Annotated in this window: 13 protein-coding genes; 9 read left to right on the top strand and 4 right to left on the bottom strand. The window is 68.1% G+C overall.

Going from position 1 to position 14,500, the window contains the following annotated elements; translation table 11 throughout:
- Positions 1-6: 6 nt before the first annotated feature.
- Both DIZ26_RS08275 and DIZ26_RS08280 read right to left on the bottom strand, forming a co-directional pair.
- Positions 7-1,206, bottom strand: a complete 1,200-nt coding sequence (locus DIZ26_RS08275) for a M20 metallopeptidase family protein (protein WP_112239086.1) — start codon at positions 1,204-1,206, stop codon at positions 7-9.
- A gap of 22 nt (positions 1,207-1,228) precedes the next feature.
- On the bottom strand, positions 1,229-2,149 hold the full coding sequence (locus DIZ26_RS08280; RefSeq protein WP_112239140.1) for a 5'-3' exonuclease: 921 nt from the start codon (positions 2,147-2,149) through the stop codon (positions 1,229-1,231).
- Between the two features lie 95 nt (positions 2,150-2,244).
- Between DIZ26_RS08280 and DIZ26_RS08285 the strand changes: the two genes are divergently transcribed.
- Positions 2,245-2,685 carry an Lrp/AsnC family transcriptional regulator gene (locus DIZ26_RS08285; RefSeq protein ID WP_112239087.1) on the top strand — a complete coding sequence of 147 codons (441 nt, stop codon included), beginning with the start codon at positions 2,245-2,247 and terminating at the stop codon, positions 2,683-2,685.
- 33 nt (positions 2,686-2,718) lie between these two features.
- Entirely contained in the window at positions 2,719-3,921 is a 1,203-nt protein-coding gene (locus DIZ26_RS08290) for an MFS transporter (RefSeq protein WP_198675971.1), read from the top strand.
- 1 nt (position 3,922) lies between these two features.
- Here the strand turns inward: DIZ26_RS08290 and DIZ26_RS08295 are convergent, their stop codons facing one another.
- Positions 3,923-4,270, bottom strand: a complete 348-nt coding sequence (locus DIZ26_RS08295; protein WP_112239089.1) for a DUF4288 domain-containing protein — start codon at positions 4,268-4,270, stop codon at positions 3,923-3,925.
- A 102-nt stretch (positions 4,271-4,372) separates the two neighbouring features.
- Positions 4,373-5,833, bottom strand: coding sequence for a KamA family radical SAM protein (locus DIZ26_RS08300; RefSeq protein ID WP_112239090.1), 1,461 nt, complete (start codon positions 5,831-5,833; stop codon positions 4,373-4,375).
- 168 nt (positions 5,834-6,001) lie between these two features.
- Between DIZ26_RS08300 and kdd the strand changes: the two genes are divergently transcribed.
- The 7 genes from kdd (at position 6,002) to DIZ26_RS08335 (ending at position 14,041) form a co-directional block, all read left to right on the top strand.
- Positions 6,002-7,063 (top strand): L-erythro-3,5-diaminohexanoate dehydrogenase, encoded by a 1,062-nt coding sequence (gene kdd, locus DIZ26_RS08305; RefSeq protein ID WP_112239091.1) that lies wholly within the window; start codon positions 6,002-6,004, stop codon positions 7,061-7,063.
- A gap of 4 nt (positions 7,064-7,067) precedes the next feature.
- Positions 7,068-8,669 carry an amidohydrolase gene (locus DIZ26_RS08310; RefSeq protein WP_198675972.1) on the top strand — a complete coding sequence of 534 codons (1,602 nt, stop codon included), beginning with the start codon at positions 7,068-7,070 and terminating at the stop codon, positions 8,667-8,669.
- Positions 8,657-10,234: a lysine 5,6-aminomutase subunit alpha gene (kamD, locus tag DIZ26_RS08315; RefSeq protein ID WP_232828189.1), complete on the top strand. Its 1,578-nt coding sequence runs from the start codon at positions 8,657-8,659 to the stop codon at positions 10,232-10,234. The genes DIZ26_RS08310 and kamD overlap by 13 nt, the downstream gene beginning before the upstream one ends.
- Positions 10,231-10,989, top strand: a complete 759-nt coding sequence (gene kamE / locus DIZ26_RS08320; protein WP_112239094.1) for a lysine 5,6-aminomutase subunit beta — start codon at positions 10,231-10,233, stop codon at positions 10,987-10,989. The genes kamD and kamE overlap by 4 nt, the downstream gene beginning before the upstream one ends.
- Positions 10,986-11,393, top strand: a complete 408-nt coding sequence (kal, locus tag DIZ26_RS08325; RefSeq protein ID WP_232828190.1) for a 3-aminobutyryl-CoA ammonia lyase — start codon at positions 10,986-10,988, stop codon at positions 11,391-11,393. The genes kamE and kal overlap by 4 nt, the downstream gene beginning before the upstream one ends.
- 547 nt (positions 11,394-11,940) lie before the next feature.
- Positions 11,941-13,506: an apolipoprotein N-acyltransferase gene (lnt, locus tag DIZ26_RS08330; protein ID WP_112239095.1), complete on the top strand. Its 1,566-nt coding sequence runs from the start codon at positions 11,941-11,943 to the stop codon at positions 13,504-13,506.
- 22 nt (positions 13,507-13,528) lie between these two features.
- The gene (locus tag DIZ26_RS08335; protein WP_112239096.1) at positions 13,529-14,041 is read left to right on the top strand and encodes an FxsA family protein; all 513 of its coding nucleotides are present in this window, start codon (positions 13,529-13,531) and stop codon (positions 14,039-14,041) included.
- The last annotated feature ends 459 nt before the right edge of the window (positions 14,042-14,500 follow it).

Here is a 14,500-nt window from a genome sequence, read left to right on the forward strand (position 1 = left end):
ACAGCTCTAGAGCCCCCTGACCAGACGCCGTACGGCCAGTTCGGCAAGGAGGCCGGCGGCGTCCGGCAAAACGGCGTCGTCGAAGGCGGCCAAGGGGGAGTGGTTGTCGGCAGCCGCCTCCGGGTCGGGGCCGGCGCACGCACTGACGTTGAGATAGACGCCAGGAACCTCGTTGAGGACATAGGACATGTCCTCGGCACCACACCGCGGATTGGCACGTTCGCGGAACCGGTCCGGGCCGAACAGATCGACGATCGTGTCGCGGGCGAACTCGTACTCGTCCGGGTTGTTCACCGTCACCGGGTAGCCGATCTGGTACTGCACCTCGGCGGTCAACCCGTGCGCGGCCGCCATCGACTCGACCAGCCGCGTCGAGGTCAGCTGCACCTTCGCCCGGGCCTGCTCGGAGAACGTCCGGACCGTCGCGTCGAAGAACGCGTCGTCGGGAATGATGTTCTCCTTCGTGCCGCCCGCGATCCGCCCGACCGTGAGGACGACCGGATCGAACACGTCGAACTGCCGGGTGATCATCGTCTGCAACGCGGTCACCATCTCGCAAGCCACCGGAATCGGGTCCTTCCCCCGGTACGGCGTCGAGCCGTGCGTACCCGCGCCGACGACCCGCACGTGCAACTGGTCGGCCGCGGCCATGAACGAGCCCGGCTTGCTGCTCCACATCCCGAACGGCTGCCCCGCCGACCCGACATGCAGACCGTACGCCGCGTCCGCCCGCCGGCCTGCTGCCTCCAGCACCCCTTCGCGGATCATGATCGGCGCGCCGCCACTCGTCTCTTCACCGGGCTGGAACATGAACACCACATCGCCGGCGAGCTCAGCCCGCAGCTCGTGCAGCACCTTCGCTGCGCCGACCAGACCGGCGACGTGCAGATCGTGGCCACAGGCATGCATCATGCCCGGATGCTTCGACGCATAAGGCACGTCGACCCGCTCGGTCACCGGCAGCGCGTCCATGTCGCCGCGCAGCAACACGACCGGACCAGGCCCGCCACCACCCCGCAGTACGGCGGTGACTGAGGAGAGCTCCTTGCCCAAGGTGATCTCGAGGTCGAGGCCCTCCAATGCCTGCAGGATCAGCGCCTGGGACTTCGGCAGGTCGAGATCGTATTCGGGCACCTCGTGGAGCGCTCTCCGGAGCGTGATGATGTCGTCGGCGTAGCGCTGGGCGAGGTCGAGGGTGCGGCTCATGCAGTTCCTTCCAGAACGGGGTTCAGGCTTTCGGGCCGAGGTTGAGGGCGGACATCACGCGCTGGGCGCTGCCGCCGAGTTCTAGCAGTTCGACCAGGTCGAGCCAGCGTTCGGGATCCTTGACCGCCGCGGGCATGGTCGCGTCGAACGTCCCGACCGGCGCGTCCTTCGCCACCGCGACGACCTTCGGCGCGACGTCCAGGTAGTCACTGGAGTCGAGGATCTTGCGCTTGACCGAAGGCGACATCGGCGTCGACGGATCGGCCGCAGCGGCACGTATCTCGTCGAGCCCGCCGTACGCCGTGATCAGCGAGGCCGCCGTCTTGTCACCGACACCCTTGACGCCTGGCAGCCCATCGGAGGCGTCGCCGCGGAGCGTGGCGTAGTCGGCGTACCGGCTGGCGGGGATCTCGTACTTCGCCAGCAGCGCCTTCTCGTCGTACACCTCCGCGCGCCCGACACCCTTCGCTGCGGTGTAGATGACCCGGATCCCGCGCGCGTCGTCGATCAACTGGAACAGGTCGCGATCGCCGGTGACCACGTCGACCGGCATCTTCGCCTGATGTGACAAGGTGCCGATGACGTCGTCGGCCTCGTGGTCGGCGGCGCCGACGATCGCGATCCCGAGCGCTTCGAGGCAGGCCCGGATGTACGGCACCTGGATCTCCAGCCGGTCCGGCACGTCCTCGACCTGGTCACCTCCGGACGTCACGAACTCGACCCGCTGCGCCTTGTACGACGGGATCAGCGCGACCCGCCAGGACGGCCGCCAGTTGTCGTCCCAGCACGCGACCAGATGGGTCGGGCGGTGGTTCTCCACCAGCCGGGCGATGAAGTCGAGCAGCCCGCGGATCGCGTTGGTCGGCGTACCGTCGGCCGCCTTCATCGTGTCGGGCACGCCGAAGAAGGCGCGGAAGTACAGCGATGCCGTGTCGAGCAGCATCAGCCGCTGTCCGGCGATACCAGTCGTGGAGGTGGTCGTCTCAGCCATGAGGCGATGCTTTCATGCCGGGGTCTCGCGGCAGTAGGGTCACACTCGTGGAGGACCTGGATCGCAAGATCGTCGAGCTGCTCGCGTCCGACGGGCGGATGAGCTTCACCGACCTGGGCAAGGCGACCGGCCTGTCGACCTCGGCCGTGCACCAGCGGGTCAAGCGGCTGGAACAGCGCGGCATCATCTTGGGGTACGCGGCAACGATCGACCACTCCGCGCTCGACCTGCCGCTGACTGCGCTGATCTCGATCCGCCCGATCGACCCGTCCCAGCCCGACGACTCGCCCGAGCGGCTGCGCGATGTTCGCGAGATCGAGTCCTGCTACTCGGTGGCCGGCGACTCCAGCTACGTCCTGATCGTCCGGGTCGCCACGCCGGCCGCGCTGGAGAACCTGCTGGCCGTGATCCGGGCCCGTGCCAACGTCTCCACGACGACGACGATCGTCCTGAGTACGCCGTACGAACGCCGCCCGCCCGCGCTCTGATCCTCTCCCGCGGCGCTGAGATCTGGAGGGCTGGTGGCTGATTCGCCGAGTGTCGCGCCGGGCCGCGGGATGCTGCGGCCGTGGCATTTCGTGCTGGCGTTCGGCATCGTCAGCCTGCTGGCGGACATGGTGTACGAGGGCGCCCGCAGCATCATCGGGCCGTATCTCGCGACACTGGGCGCGTCGGCCACCGTGGTCGGAGTGGTTGCCGGGGCCGGTGAGTTCATCGGCTACGGGCTGCGAGTGGTCTCCGGGTACGCGGTACGGCGTACTGCTCATTACTGGACGTGGACGATCCTCGGCTACGGGCTCACTGTGCTCAGTGTTCCGCTGATCGGGGTGACCGGCGTGCTGACGCCGGCGCTGCTTCTGTATGGCACGGAGCGGCTCGGGAAGGCTGTGCGGTCGCCGGCCAAGGACACGCTGCTGTCCCACGCGTCGGCGCAGACGGGTCGCGGCCGGGCGTTCGGCGTACATCAGGCGCTCGATCAGACCGGCGCGATGCTCGGTCCGCTGCTGCTGGCCGCAGTACTGGGATGGCGCGACGGCGACTACCGACTCGCGTTCGGTGTGCTGGCTCTCCCGGGCGTGCTGGTGCTCGGGTTGCTGTTCTGGCTGCGCCGGCGGGTGCCGAACCCGCTGGCCTACGAAGAGAGCCCAGACAAGCCTCAGTCAGGCACCGCGACCTCGCAGCGCTTGCCTGCGCGGTACTGGCAGTACGTGGCAGCTGTGGCGGTGCTGTCGTGTGGCGTCGCTTCGTTCCCGCTGCTCGCGTACCACGCGCAGACCAACGGGCTGCTGACTGATGCGCAGGTGCCCATCCTGTTCGCCGTGGCGATGTTCGTGGACGGCGCGAGTGGGCTGGTGATGGGTCGGGTCTACGACTCGTGGGGACCGCTCACGTTGCTTGCCGTACCGGTTGCTGCGGCCGCGTCGGCGCTCGCGTTCAGCCGCAGTGTGTTGTGGATCTGGATCGGCGTTGCCATCTGGGGTGTGGTCAACGGGGTTCTGGATTCCACCGTGAAGGCCGTTGTGACGGAGTTGGTGCCGAGCAGTTCGCGAGCCGTGGCGTTCGGATGGCTGGCCTTCGTGCGCGGACTCGGGCTGCTGATCGCGGGCGCGTTGCTGGGAGCGGCGTACGACCGGAGCATCTCGCTCGCCGTCGAGCTCGTGTTGGTTGCAAACGTCATCGCTTTTGGCGGGCTGGCCTGGATTCTGCGGAAGCTGAGGAGTTAGCTCAGCTGTCTTCGACGTGGCGCTGGTACTCGTTGCCGGTGTCGAAGAACGTGTCGAGGTAGTCGTCGGGCGCGAGGGTGCTGGTGCGGATCAGCGAGTAGACCTCGGTGCCGGACAGGATCGTGCTGACGTCGTCGCCCAGGTAGAAGCACTGCGCGAGGCCGAGATAGGCCCAGGTGGTGCCCTCGATGTACTCCGCGGCTTCGTCCTCGGCCAGTTCGATAGCGGTCTCGAAGTCGGAGGCCTGCCAGAGCGTGATCCGCTCCTCGTACGGCGACTCGTCGTCGTTCTCATCGATCAACTGGAACACGCACCGAACGCTGTACCAGCCCATGGCACCCACCCCCATCAGTCCCCGAACCCTACTTGTTGGCAGCTGAGAGTGGGAGGGGAACTGAAACCGCCCGCTGGTGTCGGGGTCCCCTGTGCGACGACACCAGCGGGGTAGGGGTCAGCTGATCTGGATCAGTTTCTGGGACTCGGCGGCTTCGCGGGAGGCGGCGGCCTGAGCGGTCGCCTTGGCGATCGAGTCGCCGGCGTGCTGCTTCCACCACTCCTGGCCCTCGGCCGGCAGGGTGTCGATCGGGTCGTAGTACTCGTAGGTGCGGTTCAGCGCCTCCGGGTCCTGCTGCTCGATCCCGGTGCGGTAGTTCTTCTTCCAGTACGAGATGCCGCGCACCTCGTCGTACTCCGACAACTGGTGCACCCAGCGCTTCCCGACGTACGGCACGTCGCAGACGATCCGCGGCGTCGCGAAGCCCGGCAGGTACCCGAGGATCCCGTGCTGCAGGTGCTGCGCGTCCTTCACCGAGACCCGCCAGTGCTCGGAGAACGGGATCATGTCGCACATGTAGAAGTAGTACGGCGTGATGGTGGCGCCGTCGAGCAACGCGAAGCACAGGTCCAGCAGCTGCGGCACCGAGTCGTTGACACCGCGCATGAGCACGCCCTGGTTGCGTACGTCGCGCAGACCCGCCTCGAACATCGCCTTGGTCGCCTCGGCCACCAGGGGAGTCACCGACTGAGCCGCGTTCACATGGGTGTGCATCGCGATCATCACGCCACGCTGACGGCCGAGCAGAGCGACCCGCTCGACACCGGCCCGTACGTCGTCGGACAGCCAGTGCTGCGGCATGCCCATCAGTGCCTTGGTGGCGAGCCGGATGTCGCGGATGTTCTCGATCTCCAGCAGGCTGGTGAGGAACGACTCCAGCCGCGGCCAGGGCATGTTCGCCACGTCGCCACCGGACACGACCACGTCGCGCACACCCGGCGTACGGCGCAGGTAGTCGAGCATGTCGTCGAGTCGCTGCTGCGGCTTGATGGTGAACTTCAGCTTGTCGATCACCGGCGTCGAGTTGCCGACCAGGTCCATCCGGGTGCAGTGACCGCAGTACTGCGGGCAGGTCGGCAGGATCTCCGCCAGCACCTTGGTCGGGTAGCGGTGGGTCAACCCCTCCGTGGCCCACATCTCGTGCTCGTGCAGCGAGTCCCGGGTCGCGTGCGGGTGCGACGCCCAGTCGGTGCGCCGATCGGTGAACATCGGCAGCATGTACCGGCGTACCGGGTCTGCATAGAAGGCAGCCGTGTAGTCGTCGGCGCCCTCAGGCACGATCGTGTTCAGCATCTGCGGCGGCAGCAGCATCGACATCGTGGCCCGCTCGGCCTGGTCGCGCTCCAGGTCCTCGTAGACGCGCTCTTCGAGCAGGTGGCCCATCACGTCGCGCAACTGCTTCACGTTCTTCACGCAGTGCGACCGCTGCCACTGCACGGAGCGCCACTCCTCGGCGGTCACGTCCTTGAACCCCGGCATCCGGGTCCAGTCGGGCTCGACGAGCTCGGCCCGGTGATACGCGTACGGCTGCCCGTTGAGTTCGGCAGCGGCAAGCTCCGGGCTGATCAGATCGGTCACGAGTCCTCCTGGGGCTCCACTACGGCGTCGGTCTCATGTGAGGATAGCGATAGAACTTATGGTAGATCCAACGGAACACCGCAAGATTTCCGTCAGATGTCTATCAGAGTAGTATTTTGCCCGGCCATCGGCGAGTCTCGCCACCAGCCGCTCGACGAAGGAGGCCCTGTGCCGAACACTGCTGGTTCACCTGTCGGACTGCACCGCGTGCTCGAACCGGCCGGCGTACTGCCGCAGGCCGCGCGGAAGCTCGACGCGTCGCCCGAGTTGTGGCCGGACGAGGTCCGGATCTCGGTCGAACGGCTGAACCTGGACGCCGCGTCGTACCGGCAGTTGGCCGAGGCGCACCACGGCGACGGAGAAGCGGTGAAGCAGGCGGTGCTCGGGATCGTGGCCGAGCGCGGCAAGATGCAGAACCCGGTGACGGGTTCGGGCGGGATGCTCGTCGGCGTCGTCGAGGAGGTGGGCCCGGAGTCGCCGCTCGGGGTCCAGAAGGGTGACCGGGTCGCGACGCTCGTCTCGCTGACCCTGACGCCGCTGCAGATCACCGACGGACTGGCTCGCTGGGACGGCCGCGGTGAACAGGTCCCCGCCGAGGGACACGCGATCCTCTTCGCCCGGTCGATCGTCGCGAAGCTGCCCGACGACCTGGTGCCGGAGCTGTCGCTTGCGGTGATGGACGTCTGCGGCGCGCCCGCTCTGACCGCGCGAGTGGTGGCCCATTATGTCGACAAAGGCACAAAGCCTGTCGTGTCAGTAATTGGCGGCGCAGGGAAATCCGGCTCGCTCTCGCTGGCAGCGGCCCGTCGCGCGGGCGCGGCCAAGACCATCGGCATCGTGCCCGTCGAGGCCGAGAAGACCAAGCTCGAAGCCGCCGGGCTCGCCGACCAGGTCGCACTTGCTGACGCCCGCGACCCGGTGGCGCTCGCCCAGGCGGTCGAAGCGGCCGGGGGACCGGCCGACATCACGGTTGTTTGCGTCGACGTACCGGGCTGTGAGCACGGCGCTGTGCTGTCCACGGCGGCCGGCGGCACGGTGATCTTCTTCTCCATGGCGACCTCGTTCTCGGCCGCCGCGCTCGGCGCGGAGGGCCTCGCGGCCGACGTGACGATGCTGGTGGGCAACGGCTATGTGCCGGGCCACGCCGACTACGCGATGGACCTGCTCCGGTCGGAGCGGGGTGTCCGGGAGTTGTTCGAGGGCAGGCTCGCGGCGGAGGGGCAGGATTAGCCCTGTGCGCACACTTCTGACCAACGGTTCCGTCTACTCACCCGCCGACCCCCACGCCACCGCGATCGCCTTCGACGACGGCGTGGTCAGCTGGCTCGGCGACGACACCAGCGCCGCCGCCTACGCGTCGGGTGCTGATGAGGTCGTCGACCTGCGGGGCAAGCTCGTCACGCCAGCCTTCGTCGATGCCCACGTCCACACCGCACAGACGGGCGCTCTGCTGACAGGGCTCGACCTGGCCGGTACGACGAATCTCTCGGAGGCCCTCGACCGTCTCGCAGCCTTCGCGGCGACCCTGGCGCCGGACGCGGTGATCGACGGCTCGGGCTGGGACGAGACCAAGTGGCCGGAGGGGCGCCCGCCGACGAACGCCGAGCTGGATCGCGCTGCTGACGGACGCCGCGTCTACCTCTCCCGGGTCGACGGTCACTCTGGTGTCATCTCGTCGTCCCTCGCTGCTGCAGTGCCGGATCTGCAGGGGCAAGCTGGGTATGAAGAGAACGGCCGGGTCGAGCGCGACGCGCACCACGCCGTACGGGATGCACTCAGTGAGCTGGTCGGACCTGACCAGCGGCTTGCCGATGCGCGTGCGGCGGTCAAGGCGATGGGGGAGCGCGGCATCGGCGCGTTCCACGAGATGGCGGCCCCGCACATCGGACCGCTCTGGGAACTTCCGCTCGTCCGCCAGGCAGCCGAGGAAGCAGGACTCGCCGCGACGCTCTATTGGGGAGAGCCGGGCGTCTTCGACAACGTCACGCAGTACGGGCTCGCCGGCCTGGCCGGTGACCTCAACGCGGACGGCGCGCTCGGCTCCCGTACTGCGGCGCTACGCGACCCGTACGCCGATCGTCCGGATCACCGTGGTCACGCATACCTCACCGCCGAGCAGATCGCCGAGCACGTGATCGCGTGCACCGAGCGGAACGTCCAGGCCGGATTCCACTGCATAGGTGATGCCGCCCTCGACAACATCGCGCGCGGCTTCGAGCTCGCCGCCGAGAAGGTCGGCGTCCAGGCACTCGTTGCCGCGCGCCACCGCCTCGAACACGTCGAGATGGTCGACGACGCCGCGATCGCGACGCTGGCCCGGTGCGGTGTCGTCGCGAGCGTGCAGCCGATGTTCGACGGCCACTGGGGTGGCCCGGACGGCATGTACGCCGAACGCGTCGGCGAACGCTGGAAGGGCATGAACCCGTTCGGCTCGCTGGCCCGCGCAGGCGTCGTACTCGCCTTCGGATCCGATGCGCCGGTGACCGAACTCGGTGGCTGGGAGGCAGTCCGGGCGGCCGCGTTCCACCACGACGCGGAGCAGCGCATCACGGTGCGCGCCGCCTTCGCCGCTCACACCCGGGGTGGTTGGCGCGCGGCCGGGATCGACGACGCGGGAGTGCTCGCGCCCGGCACGGCAGCGACGTACGCCGTCTGGGAGAGCGACGCGGAGCTGGTCGTGCAGACACCGGATCAGCGGGTGGCCGCCTGGTCGACGGATCCGCGCGCCGGCGTACCGGTGTTGCCGGATCTCAGTGACGAGGCACCCGTGCCTGTTTGTCGGCGGACCGTGGTTGGCGGCCGCACCGTGTTCGACGCAGAAGGATGGTCCTCGTGACCCGTGCAGTGAAGAAGCTGGACCTCGACCCGGTCACCGTCCGCAAGGCGCGCACCCTGGCTCGCAAGGCCGGTAAGCCGATCGTCAACATCGCCAAGCAGCACACCACGGTCTCAGTGGAACGTGCCGTACTGCGGTTGGCCGGCCTGGCGGGTGCCGACAGCGAGGGCATCCCGTGGGTCAACCGGCTGGCCGACACCGTGCGTGCGGACGTCGGCCTGGAACACGGTCTCGCGCTACCCGTCTGGGACGCGCTGCTGCGCGGTGAGGCGGAAGACCTGTCCGTCCTTGCGCAGAAGGCCGCCTCCGGGTCGGTCACCTTCCGGCTGCCGGAAGGCAAGGACGCGACCAGAGCCCGTACTGCGTCTCGCAAGGCCGCGGCCGCCGGGCTGAAGAAGGTCGATGCCCGGCGCAAGGAACGTGACCGGTTGATCAAGCGGCACGGCGATCCCGAACAGCGGCCGTGGATCTACCTGATCGTTGCCACCGGCGACATCTACGAGGACATCCCGCAGGCCCAGGCGGCCGCTCGTGCCGGTGCGGACATCATCGCGGTGATCCGGTCGACCGGTCAGTCGCTGCTGGACTACGTACCCGAGGGCGCGACCCGGGAGGGCTTCGCCGGGACGTACGCGACGCAGGAGAACTTCCGCCTGATGCGGGCGGCACTGGACGAGTCGTCGCGCGAGCTGGGCCGCTACATCCGGCTGACCAACTATGCCTCCGGGCTGTGCATGCCGGAGATCGCGACGCTGGCCGGGCTGCAACGGCTGGACATGATGCTGAACGACTCGATGTACGGAATCCTGTTCCGCGACATCAACCCGATCCGCACCTTCGTGGACCAGCGGTTCAGCCGGCAGATCCACGCTCGCGCGGGAATCATCATCAACACCGGCGAGGACAACTACCTGACCACCGCCGACGCGGTCGACGCCGCGCACACGGTCACGGTGTCGCAGCTGCTGAACGAGTACTTCGCCAAGGAGGCCGGGCTCGAGGACTGGCAGCTCGGGCTCGGGCACGCCTTCGAGATCACGCCGGAGATCCCGGACTCGTTCCGGCTGGAGCTGGCGCACGCGATGCTGGCCCGGCAGCTGTTCCCGGACGCGCCGCTGAAGTGGATGCCGCCGACGCGGCACATGACCGGCGACGTGTTCCGCGGTTACCTGCTGGACGGGTTCTTCAATCTGGTCGGTGCGATGACCGGGCAGGGCATCCTGCTGGTCGGGATGATGACCGAGGCGGTGGTGACGCCGTGGATCTCCGACCGCGACCTGGCCCTGCAGAACGTCCGTTACGTTTTGGGTGCCGCCGGCAACCTTCATGAGGACTTCCACCCGGCACCGGACGGCTTCATCGCCAACCGCGCACGGCAGGTGCTGGGCGAGTCGATCGACCTGCTGGAACGCATCGTCGACGACGGGCTGCTGAACGCGATCGGCGACGGTACCTTCGGCCTGATGAAGCGTCCCCAGGACGCGGGTCGCGGCCTCGACGGTGTCGCCCGCCGCTCTTCGCAGTACTACAACCCGGCCATCGAACTGCTCGAGGAGGCGCAGTGAGCATCATCCGGCCTTACGGCGACACGACCGGTGACGGGATGGTGCAGATGTCGTTCACACTGCCGATCCCGCACGACAAGCGGGCGGAGGGAGCCGCGATCCAGCTGGCCAACAAGATGGGGATGGACCCGGCGCTGGTCGTGCACGCCAAGCCGATGGGACCGGACTTCACCTTCTTCGTCGTCTACGGCCCGGTCAATCACCTCGTCGACACCAGCAAGGTCGAGGTGATCGAGCGCGACTACCCGCTGCTGTCGCCGAAGGACGCGAACCTTGCCATCCGCAAGGGACTCCGCCGCCGGCTGACCGTGGTCGGCGCCTGCATCGGTACCGACGCGCACACCGTCGGCATCGACGCGATCATGAACATCAAGGGGTTCGCGGGGGAGAAGGGCCTGGAGTACTACCGGGAGCTCAAGGTGGTCAACCTCGGCGCCCAGGTCGCCGTACCGGAACTCGTCCGGCGGGCCAAGGCGGAGAAGGCCGACGCGATCCTGGTCTCCCAGGTGGTCACCCAGCGCGAGGCGCACGTGCTGAACACCAAGGAGATGTCGGCGGCCTTCCGGGAGGCGTACTCCGAGGAGACGCGGCCCGTATTGGTTGCCGGTGGCCCCCGTTTCACCGAGGCGATGGCCGGCGAGCTCGGCGTCGACCGGGTGTTCGGCCGCGGTACCACGCCGGGTGAGGTGGCGAGCTATCTCGTCGACGCCCTGGTCACCCGTCGCAAGCACGCTGCCGTCCGGAGGACCGCATGACGAACTCGATGTCCAAGGCAACGATCGGCCTGAGCGTCACCCACCGGCGCTACATCCCGTACAGCCACGCCCACTACGCGGGCAACCTGGTCGACGGCGCCTACGTGCTGGGCCTGTTCGGCGACGTGGCGACGGAGGTGTGCATCCAGGCCGACGGAGATGAAGGACTGTTCGCTTCCTACTCCGACGTGCAGTTCCTCCAGCCGTTGCGGGCCGGCGATGTCGTCGAGACGACCGCCACGATCACCCGGGTCGGCAACCGCAGCCGGGAGCTGTCGTTCGTCGCTCGGGTGGTCTGCCGGGGTCGCGCCGATCTGTCCGAGTCGGCCGCCGAGGTGCTCGCGGAACCGCTCGAGATCACCCGGGCGACCGGCGTCGTCGTCGTACCGGCCCGGCAAGGTTGAGTGACGATTTAGTTGCCCTGGGTAACGATTACGTGGAGTGCCGAGATCGCTCTGTAACGTAACTTCGATCACGCAGCGTCGAAACGCTTGGTGACGCAGGCGAAAGTGTTACAACCGCCGGTTGCGGCCCTGGCAGAGGTTGACACCGTCGCCCTGAGCGAGCATCGTTTTGGGAGTCGTCATATCCCGTTTCTCCTACGGTTCAACGAAGTTCGGCCACCGGAAGATCCCGCGACGCTGACCAGGCCAGTGCCAGGCTTGAGTCGACGGGGGCTGAGATCCCCGGTGGTTAGCCCCCCGCGGGGCAGAGGTGGAAGAGGCTCGGCGCCCAGTAGACAACAGCCGGGTGGCTCGCATCCAGCGGCCAGCCGGTTGGTCCGAAGGCCCGCCGAGCCTCTTTCCTTTTGCCCGGCTTCCGGCCCTCGCGGTTCTCGGAATCCGGCCGCCCGGCCCGGCTGGCTACTGACCGGATACATCTGGGCGCCTCGCGCGTTGTACCGTCGTGCGACCGGTATCGGCCGGGTCGGTGAGGCGAAGGGGTGCGCGCGTGGAGCGGCTGAAGGCGTTGGGTCGGCTACTACCCAGGGTGTTGGTGGCGGTAGCGGCCGGCTGCGGCCTCGGGCTGGTCTTCGAACCGCACGACCACCCGTGGCTCGCCCTGGTCGCCATCCCGCTCTTCCTGGCGACTCTGAACGGCGTCTCGATGAAGGGCGGCTTCCTGGTCGGCTCCGGCTTCGGCATCGCCTACTACCTGGTCCTGGTGCCCTGGCTCAGTGTCATCGGCGGCGACGCGGCAATCGCCCTGGCCGTCCTCGAAGGCCTCTTCTACGGCGTGTTCGGAGCACTCGCCAGCCAGACTCTCAAGCATCGGCTCTGGATGCTCTGGATCCCGTGCCTATGGGTCGCCACCGAGTTCGCGACCGGCTCCGTCCCCTTCGGCGGCTTCCCGTGGGGCCGGCTCGCCTGGGCGTTCTCGGACTCCCACCTCGGCCGGCTCGCGGCGTACGTCGGTATCTCCGGCCTCAGCTTCGTCATCGCGTTGCTCGGGGTCCTCGTCTACGCCGTACTGCGACGCCGTAGCGCGTTCAGTCTGCGGTTGGTGTCGTTGGTGGTCGGTGTCGCTCTGGTCGGCCTCACGTCGCTGCTCTCGCTGTCGACCGCGGGAAACGGCAAGACCGTCACCGCGGCGATGGTGCAGGGCAATGTCCCGGGCAAAGGGCTGGAGTTCCTCGGCCGCGCCCGGACGGTGACCAAGAACCACATGAACGCGACGCTCGATCTGCAGAAGCAGGTGCTGGCCGGTACGCAGGTGAAACCGGATCTGGTGATCTGGCCGGAGAACTCGACCGACATCGATCCGTACAAGGACGCCGAGACCCGGCAGGACATCGAGACGGCCGTCCAGGCGGTGAAGGTGCCGATCCTGGTCGGCGCGGTGACCGAAGGGCCGGGCCCGAACGAGCGGCAGACCACCGGCATCGTCTGGGACCCGCGCACCGGTCCCGGGCAGCGCTATGCGAAGCGTCATCCGGTGCCGTTCGGCGAGTACATCCCGTTCCGCGACCAACTGCTGCCCTACATCAAGCGACTGGAGATGATCGGCCGGCAGACGGCTCCGGGCGTGGGACCGGGAATCATGCCGATCGCCGGTACGACGTACGGCGATCTGATCTGTTTCGAGCTGGCCTACGACAACGTGGTCTCCGATGTCGCCAAGGGCGGCGCGCAGATCCTGATCGTGCAGACCAACAACGCGACGTACGGCGGCACCGGGCAGCCGGAGCAGCAGTTCGCGATCACCCGGATGCGCGCGATCGAGACCGGCCGGACCGTGCTGATCGCGTCCACCTCCGGCATCTCCGGAGTGATCCGACCGGACGGTACGGTCGAGCACAAGTCGGGTCAGTTCGTTTCCGACGTGTACGTCGCGTCGGTCCCGGTCCGCGACGGCGAGACGCTGGCGACCAGGCTCGGCGGCTGGCCGCAGTGGATCTTGTCCGGCCTGGGGATCATGGGAGCAGCGCTGGCCTTGCTGGCGCGCCGCAACCGCAAGACTGCCGACCCCGGCACCCCGCCGGCCCCTGCCGCCGACCGCGCCAAGGTGCCCGTCTAAGTCAAGGAGAGGGCTGAGAGCGATGCCGTGGTTCATTGCCGTCGCACTGCTGGTCGTGCCGATCATCGAGATCTACGTGATCATCCAGGTCGGCCAGGTGATCGGCGGCTGGCCCACGGTCGGGCTGCTGCTGGTCGAGAGCGCGCTCGGCGCATGGCTGATCAAGCGGGAGGGCAAACGGGCCTGGAACGCGCTGCGGACCGCCTTGCAGACCGGGCGGATGCCTGGTCGTGAGCTGGCCGACGCCGCGCTCGTGCTGATCGGCGGGACGCTGCTGCTGACGCCGGGGTTCGTCACCGACATCTTCGGGTTCTTCTTCGTGTTGCCGTTCACGCGGCCGCTCGCGCGCAAGGTGCTGTCGGGCTTCCTGGGCCGGCGCATCGTCGCCCAGCTCGGCGGCAACCCGATCACCGGCTTCATGCCCGGCACCTACCGCCCACCGACAGCCGAACAATACGAACAAGCCCGCCGCCAGCCGTCCGACGACGTCATCCAGGGCGAGGTCATCGACCCCGACCGACCGCAGGACAAGTAGCCCCCGGCTCGCCTCAGCACCCCCTTGAGGTTTCCAAGCATCCCTGCTCCACCGACCCGCTGAGGGTTCCAAGCATCCCTGCTCCACCGACCCGCTCCGGCAAACCCACCACTTGGGTGCCCAAGCACCCCTGCCCCTCCGCCGGCCGGCTTCGGCGAACCCACCATTTGAGGGGCTGCCCCTTCAAATTGTGGGTTCGTGGTGTGGATACCGCAGGGCAACCCCTCATTTCAGGGGATGACGTCCCAAATTGTGGGTTCGCCGGTTGGGTCGGGGGTCGCCGGGTGGGTTGCGGGAGGCGGGTGGGTCGGGGGTCGCCGCCTGGTTAAGGGGACGGCGGATGGGTTGAGGGTCGCCGGATGGGGTGAAGGACGGCGGGTGGGGTGAAGGGCGGCGGGTGGGTTCGCGGTATGGCGGGTGGGTTCGCGGTATGGCGGGTGGGGTCGCGGTATGGCGGGT

This window comes from Kribbella monticola (genome assembly GCF_003261635.1).
In the GTDB taxonomy this organism is placed as follows: domain Bacteria; phylum Actinomycetota; class Actinomycetes; order Propionibacteriales; family Kribbellaceae; genus Kribbella; species Kribbella monticola.

Excerpts from the sequence above, each read along its gene's own strand:
- kal (WP_232828190.1), top strand. The coding sequence starts at position 10,986 with ATGACGAACTCGATGTCCAAGGCAACGATCGGCCTGAGCGTCACCCAC.
- DIZ26_RS08295 (WP_112239089.1), bottom strand. The coding sequence starts at position 4,270 with ATGGGGGTGGGTGCCATGGGCTGGTACAGCGTTCGGTGCGTGTTCCAG.
- DIZ26_RS08275 (WP_112239086.1), bottom strand. The coding sequence starts at position 1,206 with ATGAGCCGCACCCTCGACCTCGCCCAGCGCTACGCCGACGACATCATC.
- DIZ26_RS08280 (WP_112239140.1), bottom strand. The coding sequence starts at position 2,149 with ATGCTGCTCGACACGGCATCGCTGTACTTCCGCGCCTTCTTCGGCGTG.
- DIZ26_RS08335 (WP_112239096.1), top strand. The coding sequence starts at position 13,529 with ATGCCGTGGTTCATTGCCGTCGCACTGCTGGTCGTGCCGATCATCGAG.
- kamD (WP_232828189.1), top strand. The coding sequence starts at position 8,657 with ATGGTCCTCGTGACCCGTGCAGTGAAGAAGCTGGACCTCGACCCGGTC.